Raw genomic sequence first — 15,494 nt, forward strand, 5'->3', positions numbered from 1 at the left:
ATCTCTTCGCCGTCGCAGCACGTCCAACAGTCACTGCACAGCGGAGTCTGGCCCTGATTGGACTGATACGACAGGGCCAATACGGTGAAACTGGACTGCGGACGCCGTGCACGGTGGCGCCGGGGCGGGTGCGTGCGCGCCGCCGGTGCACCCGCCGCGCCGGTCCACCCGCCGCGCCGTCCCGCCGTCCCGCCGTCCGGGGACGGGCGCGGGACGGACGCCCCCGGCACCCCGCGAGGCACTCGGCGGGCGGCCCGTCAGGCCGTGTGCCCGGCCGGCTCCTCCGGGGGCGGCTGCGGACGGGCGCCTGCCCGGCCGCCCGCCGCGGCGTCCGGCCGCCGGGAGTCGGCGTCCCGTCGGAGCCGCCCGGCGTCGCGCGCGAGCGCGTCGACGCACTCCGCGAGTTCGGGGTGCCGTCCGGCCAGGTGCGGACGGCTGTCCAGCAGCGGGCCGAGCAGCCGCGCCGCGTCGCCGTCGGCGAGCGCCCCGGCGAGCAGGGTGCGGGATGCGGCGGGGAGGTCGGGCAGCGCGGTGATCCGGCCGGCGAGCCGGCGCAGGTCGACGGCGCGGTCCCGGGCCCAGGACGCCACCGTGCGGTCGGCCGCCCGGCGTTCGCGGGTGGCGCGCACCCGCTGTTCGCCGGTGGCGCCGGGGACCCCGGGACGGCCCCGCAGATAGCGGCGTTCGGCCGCCTGCCTGCTGGCGACGCCGAGCGACGCGGCCAACTCGGCCCAGCTCGCCCCTGCCGTACGGGCGGTCTCGATCAGCGCGGTCTCCCATCCGGCCAGCTGGTCGCGCACCTGTCGGAGCGTCAGCAGCGCGGCCAGCGCCTGCCGGCAGTCGGCCGGCGGGAGCCCGGGTTCCGGACCGGGGGGCGTGCGGTGGCCGGCGGCGGCCGTCTGCGCGCTGCGCACCGCGTCCTGGATCCGGTGCAGCGCCGTCGCGGCGGCGGGGAAGGAGACGGGTGCGGGAGCGCTCCCGGCGTTCGGCACCGGCTGTGTCGGCATCGGCTGTTCTTCAGGTGTGGGCACGGGGATCCTCCCCCTCGCACGTCGTCCACAGGGCGACAACCGCACTTGTCATCATTCTGACGACATGATACAAGGAGAACGAGGTGCAGCGCATAGGCGGAACACGGAGAAACTGCCCAGGCTCATCGGAGGTGTTCGTAACAGTGATGCGCACCGATCCGTGCCCCGAGCCCGACCGCCGCACGCCGCAGTTCCCGGGCGCGAGCGGCAATCGGCCCCGGTCGGCCGCGAGTCCGGCGGACGCCCGCCGGTGCGGTGCCGCGCGTCGCCGAGCAGGCCACGTACCCGCGCTCCACCCTCCGGGGGACGCCCCGGACGCGTTCGCCACCGAAGCCGGACGCAGCACCCACGCCGGCCCGGCGGAACCCCGCCGCGCGGCCGCCGACACCCTGCGCGCCCAGCGCAGCGGGCGGCCACCGGACTTCCCCGGGACCTGGCCGGCCACCACCCGAGGCGTCCAGGCCGCTCCCGCGGCGGACGCACCTGGCCTCCGGCGGCTCGCACCCGCCGAGGCCGTCCACAGCACCACCGGCGACGAAGCCGGACGCACGCGGATCAGCTACCGAGTCCACTGAGTTCTCGCGGCGGCGCGGTGCCGAGCACGGCGGGCGGCCCGCGGGAGGGGAAGAGCGCTTCCCCTCCCGCGGCCGGTCCGCTCGTCCGGCGTACGAGAAGCCCGTCGGCCCGCTCCCCGGAAATGTGACCGGGGCCGGGCCCGGGATGCGCGCCGCCTCAACACAACCGGAGACCGAGACGTGTCACTGACGCAGATCAAGCCCCAGGACGCCCCCGTCACAGCGGCCATGACGTACCACCGGCTCGTCGAGCGGGTGCGCTACGACGGCGCCTACCCCACCCGCGAACGGGCCGACGCGGTGCTCCACGCCGTCCTCACCTCGCTCGGCCGGCGGCTGCCCGAGGAGGAGCGCACCGAACTCGCCGGCGTGCTCCCGGAGGAGGCCGCGCGCTTCCTGACCGCTACGGCCCACGAGCCCGAGCGGTTCACCGGCTGGGAGTTCGTCGCCGACCTCGCCTCCCGTACCGGCGGCACCCCGGCCACCGCACGCTGGGACACCGGCACGGTGCTCGAACTGGTGGCCAAGCTCGCCGGTGAGGACCTGATCGCCCGGATCCTGGACCGGCTCCCCGCCGGGTACGCGCTGCTCTTCGGCCGGGCCGAACTCACCCGCCCCGCCGCCCCCGCGCAGCCCGCTCCCGCACCGCGCGCGGCCTGACCGCCGTCACCGGGACGGAGAACGACGGGCCCGCGCCGGGACGGACCCGCCCGCATCCGACGGCAGGCCGGGGCAGGTCCCGGGGCGGGCGCCGCAACGCACCCGCCCCGCCCCGCACCCGACCTCGGTACCGGCGTCCGCGGTGAGTGCCGGCGCCGGCGTCCGCGGTGAGCGCCGGCGTCAGCGTCCGGGCGTCAGCACGCGGGCGGCCAGCACCAGTGCCGCCTCCTCGGCGGGCGGGAAGCCGAGCCGGTTGTACGTCATATGGACGTGGTGCAACAGCAGTTCGGCACGGGTGACGGGGACGCGGGACGCCGCGCAGCGGTCCAGCGCCGCGGACACCAGCGCCGCGTGTGCCGCGCACCGGCGGCGGACGGCCTCGCCGGGCCGGGGCGCGTCCCCCACCTGCGAGGCCAGGGCACGCAGCCGCTGGCGGGTCTCGTCCGCCGGGAGCACCAGCCGCAGCCGGGCCAGCCAGCGGCGCCGGTGCGCGGTCCAGAACGCGTCCCGTTCCTCCGGCGCCAGACAGCCGGCCACCAGCGTGCCGGTGAGTTCGACGGCGGCGGCGGCCCGCTCGAAGGCGGCCGGCAGCGCGACCAGTTCCGTCTCGGCGAGCAGCGCGCAGCAGTCGGTGAAGACTTCCTCGGCCGCGGCGATACCCGCCGTTCCGCCGTACTTGGCACGTTCGGGCGCGTAGGGGGCGGGGCTCGCGCCGACGGGCTGGTGCCGGGGCGCCATGGTGGGTTCGGCGGGCAGCAGTCCGCCGCCCTCCGGGTGCTCCGGTTCCGGCAGCGCGGCCAGCAGCGCCCGCACTTCGGGGGTGCGGCTGTGCAGTGTGTCGGCCTGCTCGGGCGTGCAGCGGATGCGCAGCCGCAGGTGGTGGCCGGTCGCGTCCCAGTAGCGCAGGAAGTGCCAGTCCGGCGCCCGCAGTTCGGCGGCACGGGCCGCCAGCCAGGGCAGCACCGTACGGACGGCGGCGTCCATCCGGGCGGGGCCTCCGGGATAGGCCCGCAGATACCACCAGTCCCAGGCGCCACCGGCGTCCGCGGCCTCGGCGTCCCCGTGTGCCGCCTCCCCCGGGCGGACAGCGGTGCTGGTCATCTCTCCTCCTCGCCGGTGCCGGCCCAGTGCAGCAGGGCCGCGTGCTCGGCCGCGCGCCGGTGCCCGTCCGCGTCGCGCAGCGGATGCTCGTCGTGTGCGGGCAGTGCCTCGACCAGCCGCAGATGGCCGGTGCCCGGGGTGATCCAGTGCGCCAGGACCTCCAGCGAGACGGCCGAGTCCAGCCGGACCCACAGCGGCTTGCGGTCGTGGTCGGGGCCGAACCCGCCGCCGTTCGCGGGCAGCAGATAGGCGAACACCTCGCGCGGCACCCCGTGCGCGCGGCGGAAGGCGTCCATCGTGGCGACCCCCGTCGCGTCGCATCCCGCGTCCGGGGACGGCAGCGGGAGCCGGTGCACCGGCACGGTCCAGGAGGCCCGCCGCGTCACCACCGTGCCCGCACCCTCCAGCGTCTGCCGGTCCTGTGCGCACACCTGCTCCGGATCGCGGGGCGGTTGGAAGGGCATCCGGTGGTCGGACAACGGCGATCCGTTGATCCACGGGTCGGACAGCACGGCCAGGAAGCGGGCGAACTTGGGGAACAGATGAGTGGGCACCAGACCGGTGTAGGCGGCCGCCAGCGGCAACCCGTCCGGTGCCAGCAGGGTGAGGGTGTCCTGCCGCGGATCGTGCACCAGGCGGGTGGCGGTCAGCGGAAGGGCGTCGGCGGCGCCGAGTTCCCCGGGCAGGGTGAGCGGGGGCAGCAGCCCGCAGGACTGGGCCTGCGCGGTGCTGCACTCGGTCCACAGCACCAGCTCGCGGTGGTGTGCGGCATGCGGCCAGCAGCGGCGCACATGGCCGCGGAGCGTCTCGGCGAAGTCACCGCCGAGCAGTTCCGTGAAGCGGGTGAGCAGACCGCCGGTACCGGGGTTGAACTGGTTGACGACCAGTCGCGGGCCGCCGTCCGCGGCGCCGCCGGAGCCGCCGCGGAGCTGCTGGAACAGCACGGCGGCGGTGGGCGGCGCGCTGCTCGGGCCGACCGGGAGCCAGGCCCGCTCCCCCGGGTCCTCGCGCGCGGCGAGGTCGAGCTGCACGGCCCGCTCCAGCTCCGGGTCGCGGTCGCTCTCGGCACCGCAGCGCATGGCGAAGCCGAGGACGTCGTCGCAGCTGCCGCCGCGGCCGTAGGCGGCCACGAAGCGGCGCACCAGGGTGTCGTAGAGGTGCGAGCGGAACAGCCGGGGGCGGATCGCGGCGCCCAGCCGGCGCAGGTCCTGCGCCGTCCGCTCGTCCGCCACGACCGGTGGCAGCCGGAGTCCGGTGGCCGCGTCCTCGTACCAGACCTCGGCCGGCTCGAACCGGTCCCAGCCCGCCGTGCGGGCCCACTCCCGGCCCAGCTCGCGCACCCGCGCCACGGCTCCGGCGCGCCGCCGGGGGGCCTCGGCACCCGGCCGGACGGGTTCGGCCAGCCGCTCCCGTTCGGCGGCCAGGGCCCGCAACCCGCGCACGACCGCGAGCCCGTCCGCCGCGCCCGCCCGGTCCATCGCGCCGGTCCCGTCCATCGCACCGGTTTCGTCCGCACCGGTTTCGTCCGCGGCACCGGTTTCGTCCGCCGCCTCCCCGTCGGCCGGCGCCTTCGCGGCGCCGGCCGACGGCGCGTCCGGCAGGTGCCGGGTGAGCGCCAGCAGGACGTCCAGCGCGTCCTCGCCACGCCGCCACGGGGGGACAGGCGCCAGGACGCCGCTGTCGAGCATCCGCAGGAAGCGCCGGAAGGGGTCCGGCCCGCCGAGGGTGCGCAGCGCGTCGCCGTGCGCCAGGGTGTCGTCGGCGTGCTCGGCTGCGGTGCCGCCGCCGAACGGCACGCCGTCACCGGGAACCGGCACGCCGTCACCGGGAACCGCCGCGTCCTCGCCACGGGTCGCCATGCCCTCGCCCGGAGTGCGGGCGCCCGCCAGCGCCCGGGCCCAGTCCGCCGCCGGACCCGCCTCGACCACCTGGTCCAGCCGCCAGGTGACCCCGCCGGTGGCCACGTACTCGGGGTGGAGCATCAGCAGCGCGGGATCGTCCGACGCCTCCGCGGCGGGGTCGGCCGGGCGGACGGGGGCCGGACGGTAGCGCAGCAGCTGCGCGGTGCGGGGCGAGCGGGCCAGCGCGTACAGGGCAGTGAGGACGACCGTGGCGGACACCTGCTGCACGGCGCGGCCGTCGTGGGCGCCGCCGGGGACGCCGACCGTCGTCAGCCGGGCGAAGGGGCTGGTCTTGGCGGCGGCACGGACGGTGTACGAGTACAGCGTCCGCAGGGCACGCTGCCGCTTGCGGTTGCCGCGCGCGCTGCCGTAGCGCACCCAGTCCGGGGTGGCCAGCGCCAGGGAGTGCGCGAACGACGGCTCCTCCAGGGCGGCCGCCAGGGTGTCCTCGGCCGCGGCGCGGTCCCGGGCGACCTCCTTGTCCAGTTCCCCGGCCACCGCCTGTGCGGCGGCCGTCAGCTCCTGCCAGCGGCGCAGCGCGCCGCGTGCCTCCTCGTCCGCGTACTCGGCGATCCGCGCAGCCGTCGGCCCGTCCCAGCCCGGCGGGGCGGCGCGGTGTGCGGCGCGGCGTGCCGCCAGTACGGCGCGGCGCAGGTCGCGGGCGCCGTCGAGGAGGGGTACGAGGGTGTAGAGGACGTCTTCGACGCGGGGCCGCAGCGCCTCCAGTGCGCCGCTCAGCTCGGCGTGCCGGTCCAGGAGTTCGGCGGTTCGCTCGGACGGCAGCGGGCAGTACGCGGCGGGCAGTCCGGCGACGCGGGTGAGTTCGGGGCGGCCCGGCTCCGGCCGGGTCTCGGGCGTGGTCACCGGCCCCACACCCCCTGGACGCTGCCCCAGGAGAAGACCGTGCCCAGCACCGCGACGTACGCCAGCACCAGCACGTACAGCGTGCACAGCGCGCCGTACGCCAGGTGCAGCCGGCGGGCCGCGGGCGTCATGGCCGCCAGGTGGGAGGGCAGCGGGCGGCGCAGCAGGGTGTGTTTGAGCAGGCCGAAGGCGCGGCCGCGGGCGTCGACGGTGCCCAGGCCTGCCTCCAGCGCGGCGTAGCCGTCGCTGGGCAGCAGGGGGTTGAGGTTGGTGAGGACGCTGAAGATCTGGAAGACCAGCATGGTGGCCGCCACGGACGCCGCCGTCCCGTCGGCCGTGACGGCCACCAGCGCGGTGAGCCCGGCGACCCAGCCGTCGTTGACGGGGCCGGCCAGTGCGAGCACGGCTCTGCTGGCGCGGGAGCGCAGCCGGTAGGCGTCGGTGCGGTCCACGTAGGCGAGCGGCATGAAGTAGAAGAGCAGCGCGAAGCCGAAGCCTCGCACGGGCACCTGCAGGATCTGCGCGACCATCGCGTGCGCGCACTCGTGGAGCACGATCTGGCAGAGGAAGAGCACCAGCGCGAGGAGCGTCGTCCAGTGCGCCGGGCGCGGGTCGGGGGACGGTCCGGCGAACAGCGCCCAGCAGGCGAGTACGGTGCCCAGCACCCCGCCGGCCAGGTGCACGCCCGCCGTGACACGGCCGGGCACGTGGCGCAGCGGCGCCGCGAGCGGCTCCAGCAGCCGGGGCAGCAGCGTGCGGCTGACCACGAAGCGCGGCATCATCTGGTTGCGCTTGCCGCGCCGCCCGGTGTCGCGGGCCCGCTGCGGGGTGGGGGCGCCGTCCAGCAGGCCGCTGTCGTAGAGGTTCCGGACGAAGCGGTCCAGTTCGGTGCGGGCCGCCTCGGGGGTCCTGGTGCCGTGGGCCGCCATCATGGTGGCGATGTCCTCCAGCGACCGCGAGCCGTCGAGGCGCTGGACGAGACCGGCGGCCGAGCGGCTGAGCCGGTGGTAGATGCCGGAGGACGCGTCGTACAGCAGCGGGTGGTCGTCCATCCCGCGGATGACTTCCAGGCCCTCGCGGAGCTTCGGTCGGGTGAGGGTCTCCATGCACAACTCCCTGGTGGCGGTTCGGCGCGCGGGCCGCGTCGTAGCCTGAGCGTGCTCGCGGGTCGCGTCCGCGAGCACCCGGTTCCGGGGCGCTTCGCCCGCTCCGGAACCGGGGTCTCACCTCACGGCGCGGTCCGGTGTTCGCGTGTCACCAGGCCGCTGGGCAAGCGGTGGAAACCGCCGCTCAGTTGCCGTTGGAGGAGAAGCAGCCCGCCGTGCCCAGGCAGGCGGCGGGGCAGCTGCCGCAGCCCGCGGTGGCGGCGCAGCCGAAGGTGGTGAAGGGGCTGTCCGACTCGGGCAGCGCCTCCATTTCGAGGTCCTCGGCCCACAGTTCGAGTTCGACGCTGTTGGTGTTGTCCATGGGTGTCACCTCCTTCCGTCGGGTTCGGTGCCGTGCAGGTGGCCGGTGGTGCCCGGGGTGCCGTCCGTGCCGGTCAGCCGAAGCTGGAGGCGGACGACGAGGACGAGGCGGTGCTCCACGGGCAGGAGGCGGATCCCGCCGTGGTGGCGCTGCCCCAGGTGCTCAGCGCGGTGCCCTCGCTCAGCTCCTCGACCGCCAGGTCGTCGTCGAACGACTCGACGAACAGGTCGAGGTCGTCGCCGGTGTGCTGCTGCATCTCTCATCTCCCTTCTGCTGCGTCGCTGGTGCTGCGGAGAGCGGGTGCGTGCTGCCGCGGGTGTCAGCCGATGCAGGACGCGCTGCCGACGGTGGCCGCCGACGAGCCGGGGCAGGACGCCGTGGAGGCAGAGCCGGCGCAGGCGAAGCAGCCGCCCGGCGCGTTGCCGTCCGGCAGTTCCTCGACCGCGAGGTCCTGATCCTCGATGTACAGGTCCAGCTCCAGGTGGTCCATGGACTCCATGGGTGACCTCCTCCGTGTGTGCTGCGGGTTGGGGTGCCGGTCAGCCGTAGCTGGAGACGCTGGAGGCGCTCGACGCGCTGGTGGCCGGGCAGGAGGCGGTACTGGCGCTGGTCGCCGTGGAGAAGCTGGCCAGGGCGTTGCCCTCGGGCAGCTCTTCGAGGGCCAGTTCGTCCTCGGCCACGGCGTACAGGTCGATGACGTCTTCCATGCTGCTCACTTCCTTTCGTCGCTCGGGTGCGGATCGGTGGGACATCCGGCCTGCGCGTGCCGGGGGGCTGGTGCCGGCCCCGGGGCGCGCTGCCGGACATTCAGGGGGCGGCCGGTCCGCTCCCGGCGGGCGGCGCGGTGCCGTCGCCGGGCGGGGCCGCGGGCGGGTGGCCGAGCGCGAGCGCGAACACCTGCTGTCTGCTGGTGCCGTCGGAGCGCAGCGGGGCGCGGACGGAGGCGGGGATGAACCCGGCGAACGCCGAACCGGTCAGCCCGTGCGCGACGCCGGCCAGCCACATGGTGTGGACGGCGGCGCCGGCCCGGGTGAGCAGCGTCCGGTAGCCGTGGCCGCCGTCGCGTTCCTCGGCCGTGCGCAGGTCGACGGCGACGGAGACGATGGCCGGGGCTTCGCCGAACTCGGCCTGCAGGGTGAGGGTGTGGCGCTGCTCGGGCGGCGGCAGCTCCAGCACCGGCCGGGCGGTGCGGGTGAGCGCGTCGAGGTGGTGCACGGCGGGCCGCAGCCCGGCCACCCGGAAGGCGACGACGGTGATCTCCAGGGGGGTGTGCGGCTGTTCGTCCGGCCACTCCTCCGCGTCGGCCGCCACGCCCTCGGCGATGACGTCGGTGAGCAGCGGCGCGGGCAGCGCCTCCGGGGACCAGAGGCGGTTGGCGCGGCGGCTGCGCAGGGTCTCCAGCAGGTCCGGCCGGGCGGCGGGGTCCCGGTCCGCGAGTGCGGGCACGGCCGTGGAGGGCCCGAGCGGCTCGGGCGGGGCGGCGCGCCGGGCGGCCGGAGGGTCGTGCGGGCGCGGGGGCGCCGAGGCGAAGGAGTCCACGAGCTGGAGTGCGAGGTCGTCCGGGGCGATCACAGCGGCCTCCCGAGGTCGGTGACGGCGGTGACGGGCTCGACGCGCGGATCGACGCCGAGCGCCGCGGCGGCCGCCCGCTCGTCCCAGCGGCGCACGGGGGTGCGCGGCAGGCCCAGGGTGCGGCAGACGCGGCGCAGGGTGGCCTGGGCGCAGCCCGCGTCGAGCAGCGTCACCCGCAGCGCGAAGGAGTGGTACTTCTTGGCGACCTTGCCGAGGTTGCCGGTCAGCACCAGGGTGGCGGGGCCGGCTCCCGGCAGGCCGTCGAGCGCTCCGGTGCCGGGCGCGAGGAGCGCGAGGCGGTGGTCTCCGGGTACGTAGCCGTAGAGGCCGGGCTCCAGACCGGGCACGTCGCGGACGGCCAGGTGGGCGAGGACGGAGCCGATGTTGCCGCCGCTGGGTGTCCAGCGGCGCAGGAAGTCCGGGTCGCCGACGCGGATGCCGGCGACGGTGGCCAGGACGAGGGAGAGGGTGTCCCGGTCGACGGCGGTCTCCGGGCCGGTCTCCTGCCCGTAGGGCCGGCCGGCCAGGCGGGCGGTGTCCGGGGGCGGGAGTTCGGCGCGGGGGCAGACGGGCCAGGTCTTCTCCTGGCGCTGGAGCGCCAGGTTGGAGGGCTTGTAGTGCTGCTGGTGGCCCTTGAGGTCCATGTACTCGTGCGGCGGGAACCCGATGAACGCCTCGTAGCGGGCGGCCAGCGGCGCGGGCTCGGGGCCCTCGGCGGCGCCGCTCCGCTCGACGGCGGGGACGGCGGAGCAGGTGGGGCAGCCGGGGCGGGTGGCGCCGCTGTGCCGCTGCTGCTTGAGGTCGTCGAGGGCGACGGTGCGCCACTGGTTGGGGTAGGGCGAGGGGACGGCGCGGGAGAGGAATCCGAACAGGTCGTGCGCGGCCAGCGCGGCGGTGAGCGCCGCGGCCTCCTCGTCCGGCCCGGTGTCCGCCGAGGAGTCCGGGGCCCCGGACTCCTCCGCCAGCAGGCACTCCAGGCACGGCGTGTACCGCGGGTGGACGAACGGCCCGAGCCGGGCGTGCCCGGCGGAGACGGCCACCCGCACCAGCGGGACGTCCCGGTCCCGGCAGGCGGCGGCGACGGCGGACAGTTCGCCGCGCCGCAGACCGGCGGTGACGGCCAGGGTGGTCTCCGGGGGCGGCAGGGCGTCCGGCCCGGTCACCCGCGTCACGTGCGTGGACGGCGCCAGTTCCGCGGCCAGCGCGGCGGCCGCCGGTCCGCTGCCGAACAGGGCCACCCGGGCCGCGGCGAGCCGCAGTGCGCCTTGCTCCCAGTAGCCGTTGGCGCCGGTGGAGTCGCCCATCCGGGAGAGGTAGTCGGCGAGTTCGGCGGGCAGCGCGGACCTGGCGTCCGGCCGGCCGGCGACCGGGGGCGGCGGGGAGTCCTCGATGACTCCGCACATCCACAGCAGCGAGAGGGCCTTGAAGACGGCGCGCTGCGTCAGCTCCAGCTCCTCGGCGAGCGCGGCGCGGTCCCGGCTCCCGTCCAGCAGCGGAAGCAGCCGGGGCAGCAGTGCGGTGGCGGCTTTGCCGCGGAACACCTGGGGCGCGGGCAGCCCTTCGACCGCCAGGCCCTCCTCGACCTGCTGCACGGCCACGCCGCGGCGCAGCCGCGGCAGTGCCGGTACCGAGAGCTGCGGATCGCGCAGCGCGGCGGCGCCGGTCTGCTCGGCGGTGAGTACGTCCCCGTTCGGCATCCTCGTCAGCTCCCCACCGGTGCGGCGCCGGTCAGCCGCTCGAAGGTCCGCCATGTGGTGTCCTCGCCGCCGCGTGGCGGGCAGCAGCGCGGGCACTGGTCCACGGCCACCACGTGGTGGCGTGCCGTCCTGCCGTCGGCGAGGTTGACGGAGCGCACCCGGGTGGCGGTGGTCTCGCTCTCCGGAGGCGCCGCGAAGAGGTCGTGCACGGCGGCGCGGGCCAGCGCGACGGCCATGCCGACGTGGTGCGGCGCGTAGCCGGTGACCCGCGCCCGGCCGGGGTGCGGCGCGGGGGCGTCGCCGCTGCCGCTGCCGTGCCGCTCGCGTACCCGGCGCGGTACGGGCGAGCGGTCGTGCTGGTCGCGGCGGCGCACGAAGCAGCGGTGGCAGGCGCCGAAGCCGGGCCGCACGGCGGGTCCGCAGCGGAGTTCGGCGGGTTCCAGCTCGATCGGCAGCCAGGGCACGCCCCAGGCGTACGCGGAGGATTCGACCGCCTCGGCCAGGGTGGGTCTGGCGTGGTCGGTGATCAGCACCAGCAGATCGCTGACCGGCCAGAAGCTGGGGTGGCTGCCCTCGTCGACGCCCATGGCGACGGCGCCGGTGAGGACGCGGGCGAGCCGCTCGCCGACGGCGTGCCCGAAGGAGCCGGCCGTGAGGAACAGCGGTCTGCGGGGGCCGGTCGTTCCGGTGTGCATCGCTTCTCCTGCCCGGGTGGGGTGATGGTGGCGGTGGACGGGTGCGGGGGACGGACGGGCCGGAGGGTGTCAGGCGAACGGCTGCGGGAGCCGGGTGATCTCGTCCTCGTCCAGCACCGGGTGGCCCATCGCGCGGGGCGCCTCGTACAGCCGCGGGTGGCCCAGGTAGCGGGCCCGGTGCACGAAGGAGAGCGGCATGAGCCGGGGTACCGCGACCCGGACGACGGTGGCGCCGGCCTGCCGGGCCTCGTCGGTGGTCAGGTCCACGGCGAGCACTTCGCAGCCGCGGGCGTGCAGCCGCTCCAGCAGCCAGTCCAGGACGCTGCGCGGGTCGGTGGCGGCGGGGCGGGGCAGCGCGCTCAGCGGCCGCTCCGCCCGCTCCCCCTCCAGCAGGAACGCGAAGCGGCCCCGGGCCGAGCGGGGTCCGGCCTGCGCCGCGCCGCCGACGACGTCGACCAGTTGCTCCGGGTCGTCGCCCGCCCGGTCCCCGCGCGCCCGGTCGGTGATGTGGTGCCGCAGCGCGATCCGCAGGGACGCGGCCTCGCGGTGCAGCTTGGCGACGGCGTCGCCGGGGTCGGGGTCGCAGGTGGCGGCGACGACCTGGGCCAGTTGGGGGTCGTCGTCGGCGAGTTGCACGCCGTAGACCACCGGGATGCCCAGGTCGGTGGTGGCGTCGAAGAACCGGGTGCGCACGTGCGGGTTGGCGGCGCGCCGCACGAACGCGCGCTGCCGGGGCGAGAGCCCCTCGGTCTCCACCGTCAGCCGGGGCAGCCGCAGCCGTTGCAGCCAGGTCAGCGCGATGGAGTCGCGTTCGACGACTTCGAGCAGCCCGTTGACGACGGCGGCCGTCGGGTCGGTGTGCACGGCGCAGCCGGTGGAGACGGGGTGGCTGACGCGCTCTCCGCGGGACTCGGGCGGGTTCTTCAGCCACACGTGCACGGCGGGCACCCAGACCGGCTGCCGCCGGGTGAAGGACCAGCCGCGTACCCAGCGCATCGGCGCGTCCGGGTCCGGGGCGACCAGACCGTGGCCCCCGGCGGCGAGTTCGGCTTCCGACAGCTTGGGCCAGGCGTCAAGCGGGACGGCCTCCGGACCGAGTTCGGCGGCCGTCGCCCAGCGGCAGCGGCCGGCGTCCCGGGCGCAGGAGGAGTAGCGCTCCAGGGACTCGGCGACCGCCAGCAGTGCGGCCCGGTCGGCAGAGAGATCGCCGCCCGCCCCGTCGAAGTTGCCGTGCTCGGCGCCCAGGTCCCAGTCCTCGTGCCCGGTCAGCACATGGCCGGGGTCGCCCAGGGAGGCGGTGAAGATGGGGAACTCCGGGTCGCCGGGGCTGCCGGGGAGGCGCACGGCGCCGCTGACGAGGCCGTAGGGCGAGACGAGGTCGCCCATCCGGCGCAGCGAGGCGGGCGGTGGTGCGGTGGCCGCGTCCTGTGCGGCGGTGACCTGCCCGGCGGTCTCCGGGACGGCGGGGCCGGTTCGGGGGGCCGCGTCGGAGGCGGCGTCGGGTCGGGGCAGTGTGGTCGTCACGTCGGCGTTCATCAGTTCTTCTTCTCCGTGTCCCAGCGGAAGGCGCGGACGGCCGCGGCGGTCAGCAGCGCGGCGGTGGCGGCGATCAGCAGCCAGTCGAGCCACTGCGCGTGCCGGGTGACACCGCCGGTGACGTCGTGCCGGAGCGCGTCGCCCAGCAGCGCCACCGGGTTCCAGGACAGGGCCTCGGCCAGCCCCTCGGGCATCAGCTCCAGCGGGAAGAGCACGCCGGAGCCCATCAGCAGCAGCGGGGTGAGCAGTCCGGAGAGCGCGTTGGTCAGCTCGGGCGAGCGCAGGGTGCCGCCCAGCAGGAAGCCCACCGACATCAGCAGCCACATGCCGAGCGCGGTGGTCAGCAGCATGGTCAGCGCGGACAGCGGCGTCAGCAGGCCCAGTACGGTCGCGACGGCCCCGGCGACGGCGAGCAGTGCCAGCCCGAGCGCGCCGCGCGCGGGCAGCAGCGAGGTGAGGATGGCCTGCGGTCTGGCCGGTGTGGTGCGCAGCAGCCGGAGGGTGCCGTTCGCCCGCAGCGCGACCAGCGTGCCCGCCGTGGCGCTCAGGGCGAGCGACATCAGCGCGAAGACGAGGACGCCCGGCAGCACGAACGGCATCGGTTCGAACGGCGGACTGCCGTCGGTGCCCACGGCCTCCAGGGTGCGCCCGTCCCAGCCGGTGCCGGGCAGCGCGTCGCGCAGCGCGGACACCACCGAGGGGCTCTCGGGGTCGGTCACCACGCGCAGCACCTCGCCGTCGGCGGCCGGGGTGACCACGGCGTCGGTGTCCTCGGGGGCGGCGCGCGGCCCGTCGACCGCGGTGACCCGCGAACCGTCGCCGAGCGCCGAGCTGAGCCGGGCCGCCTGGGTGCCGTTGCCCACCACCGCGATCGTGTAGGGGCCGCCGGCCCAGGTGAGCTGCATGATGGCGACGAACAGCCCGGCGAGCAGGACCGGGAAGACGACGCTGAAGAACAGCGCCATCGGGTCGCGGACCAGTTCCTTGGTCATGCCCCTGGCCAGCGCGGCGAACTCGCCGCGCGGGGCGGCGCCGTCGGGGTCCGGCGGGGGCGGCGCGGGGTCCGCCGTGCCGGTGCGGGTGCCGTCGGCGCGCGGCTCGTCGTCCTGCGCCGGACCGGTGGCGGTCCGGCGCGTCCCGAGAGTGCTCACCGCGGGCCTCCCCCTTCCGGGCGGGCGCCGCCGGCCGCCGCCGGAACGCTGTCCGCCGCCGGTGCCGTACCGCTCGCCCCCGGTGCGGTGCTGTCCGCCGGTGCGGTGCCGGTGGCGGTGAGGAACGCGTCCTCCAGCGTCGGGCGGTGGACACGTACGTCCGCTTCGGGCGCCCGTTCCTCGCACCAGGCCACAGCCCGCTCGGGGCGTGTGGTCGCGACGGTGAAGCGCGGTGCGCCGCCGCCGTCCCCAGGCTCGGCCCGCACCGCGTCGGTGCCGAACTCCGCGCGGGCGGCCCGCAGCAGGCCCTCCTGGGAGGAGCGGACGGTGACGGTGCTGCCGCGGGTGAGGTCGCGCACGATCTGTGCCGGGGTTCCGGAGGTGCGCAGCCGTCCCTCGTGCAGGATGGCCAGCCGGTCGCACCTCTCCTCGGCCTCCGCCATGGCGTGGGTGCTCAGCAGGAAGGTGGTGCCGCCCGCGCGGGCCTTGTTGATGACGGCCCAGGCGTCGCGGGAGGCGTGCGGGTCGAGCCCGGTGGTGGGTTCGTCGAGGACCACCAGCGGAGTGTTGCCGACCAGCGCCGTGGCCAGCAGCAGCCGCTGCTGCTGGCCCCCGGAGAGCCGGGCGGCCCTGGTGCGGGCCTTGTCGGTGAGGCCCAGTTCGTCGATGAGCGCGGGCACCGGGCGCGGATCGGGGTAGAGCGACGCCCACATCCGGAGCGTCTCCGCCACCTGGAGGCGGGGGAAGAGGCTGGTCTTCTGCGGCTGGAGGGAGAGCGCGCCGCCCGGCCAGGCGCCGCCGCGCCGCCCGGGCTCCAGTTGCCTGCCGAGCACCCGGACGTGTCCGGCGGCGGGACGCAGCAGTCCGGCGACCGCCGCGATCGTGCTCGTCTTGCCCGCTCCGTTGCGGCCGAGAAGACCGAAGATCTCACCGCGCCCGACAGTGAAGCCGACATTGTTCACGGCCGTGAAATCACCGTAGCGGACGGTGAGTTCCCGGACCGCGAGGACCTGCGGGTCGCCGGACTCGGCGGCCCCGGTGTCCGGACTTTCACTGCGTTCTTGAATGCTGAACATTTCGACGCTGCACCCCCACGTCCGCGCAATACGTCGACACGTTCTGCGCTGTGCGTCAGGCCGGCCGGGTCGGCCGTGATCGCGAGCAATGCTGGTCGTCCGCCGGAACGTGCGGCAAGGGGCGTTCGGAGAGACCGAATGCCGGAACCGGCTTGCTGATGAGGGGAC

At 76.1% G+C, this 15,494-nt stretch carries 15 protein-coding genes; 1 reads left to right on the forward strand and 14 read right to left on the reverse strand.

Annotated elements, in window-relative coordinates:
- Positions 1–257: 257 nt before the first annotated feature.
- A complete protein-coding gene (locus A949_RS0125510) occupies positions 258–1,007 on the reverse strand; it encodes a hypothetical protein (RefSeq protein ID WP_019358881.1) in 750 nt (249 codons plus the stop codon).
- A gap of 779 nt (positions 1,008–1,786) precedes the next feature.
- Here A949_RS0125510 and A949_RS0125520 point away from each other — a divergent pair.
- A complete protein-coding gene (locus tag A949_RS0125520; protein ID WP_019358883.1) occupies positions 1,787–2,266 on the forward strand; it encodes a DUF2267 domain-containing protein in 480 nt (159 codons plus the stop codon).
- Positions 2,267–2,446: 180 nt separating this feature from the next.
- On the opposite strand, the gene A949_RS0125525 is transcribed toward A949_RS0125520, so the two are convergent.
- The 13 genes from A949_RS0125525 to A949_RS34585 form a co-directional block, all read right to left on the reverse strand.
- Complete coding sequence (locus A949_RS0125525) at positions 2,447–3,367, reverse strand: lantibiotic dehydratase C-terminal domain-containing protein (RefSeq protein WP_019358884.1); 921 nt, start codon at positions 3,365–3,367, stop codon at positions 2,447–2,449.
- On the reverse strand, positions 3,364–6,132 hold the full coding sequence (locus A949_RS38275; RefSeq protein ID WP_037707677.1) for a hypothetical protein: 2,769 nt from the start codon (positions 6,130–6,132) through the stop codon (positions 3,364–3,366). The genes A949_RS0125525 and A949_RS38275 overlap by 4 nt, the downstream gene beginning before the upstream one ends.
- Complete coding sequence (locus A949_RS34565) at positions 6,129–7,238, reverse strand: PqqD family peptide modification chaperone (protein ID WP_019358886.1); 1,110 nt, start codon at positions 7,236–7,238, stop codon at positions 6,129–6,131. Before A949_RS34565 ends, A949_RS38275 begins: the two co-directional genes overlap by 4 nt.
- Positions 7,239–7,422: 184 nt before the next feature.
- Positions 7,423–7,599 carry a thiocillin family RiPP gene (locus A949_RS37790; protein WP_019358887.1) on the reverse strand — a complete coding sequence of 59 codons (177 nt, stop codon included), beginning with the start codon at positions 7,597–7,599 and terminating at the stop codon, positions 7,423–7,425.
- 73 nt (positions 7,600–7,672) lie between these two features.
- Entirely contained in the window at positions 7,673–7,855 is a 183-nt protein-coding gene (locus A949_RS0125545) for a thiocillin family RiPP (RefSeq protein ID WP_019358888.1), read from the reverse strand.
- A 63-nt stretch (positions 7,856–7,918) separates the two neighbouring features.
- Complete coding sequence (locus A949_RS34570; RefSeq protein WP_019358889.1) at positions 7,919–8,098, reverse strand: thiocillin family RiPP; 180 nt, start codon at positions 8,096–8,098, stop codon at positions 7,919–7,921.
- Between the two features lie 40 nt (positions 8,099–8,138).
- Positions 8,139–8,306 (reverse strand): thiocillin family RiPP, encoded by a 168-nt coding sequence (locus tag A949_RS37795; RefSeq protein ID WP_019358890.1) that lies wholly within the window; start codon positions 8,304–8,306, stop codon positions 8,139–8,141.
- 100 nt (positions 8,307–8,406) lie between these two features.
- Entirely contained in the window at positions 8,407–9,171 is a 765-nt protein-coding gene (locus tag A949_RS37800; RefSeq protein ID WP_019358891.1) for a nitroreductase family protein, read from the reverse strand.
- The gene (locus A949_RS37805) at positions 9,168–10,868 is read right to left on the reverse strand and encodes a hypothetical protein (protein WP_019358892.1); all 1,701 of its coding nucleotides are present in this window, start codon (positions 10,866–10,868) and stop codon (positions 9,168–9,170) included. Before A949_RS37805 ends, A949_RS37800 begins: the two co-directional genes overlap by 4 nt.
- Positions 10,869–10,873: 5 nt before the next feature.
- On the reverse strand, positions 10,874–11,563 hold the full coding sequence (locus tag A949_RS35740; RefSeq protein WP_019358893.1) for a TOMM precursor leader peptide-binding protein: 690 nt from the start codon (positions 11,561–11,563) through the stop codon (positions 10,874–10,876).
- Between the two features lie 69 nt (positions 11,564–11,632).
- Positions 11,633–13,099 (reverse strand): YcaO-like family protein, encoded by a 1,467-nt coding sequence (locus A949_RS0125575; RefSeq protein WP_019358894.1) that lies wholly within the window; start codon positions 13,097–13,099, stop codon positions 11,633–11,635.
- A complete protein-coding gene (locus A949_RS0125580; protein ID WP_019358895.1) occupies positions 13,099–14,250 on the reverse strand; it encodes an ABC transporter permease in 1,152 nt (383 codons plus the stop codon). The genes A949_RS0125575 and A949_RS0125580 overlap by 1 nt, the downstream gene beginning before the upstream one ends.
- Positions 14,247–15,326, reverse strand: a complete 1,080-nt coding sequence (locus A949_RS34585; RefSeq protein WP_019358896.1) for an ABC transporter ATP-binding protein — start codon at positions 15,324–15,326, stop codon at positions 14,247–14,249. The genes A949_RS0125580 and A949_RS34585 overlap by 4 nt, the downstream gene beginning before the upstream one ends.
- Between the last annotated feature and the right edge of the window lie 168 nt (positions 15,327–15,494).

This window comes from Streptomyces sp. AA1529 (assembly GCF_000280905.1).
GTDB lineage: Bacteria > Actinomycetota > Actinomycetes > Streptomycetales > Streptomycetaceae > Streptomyces.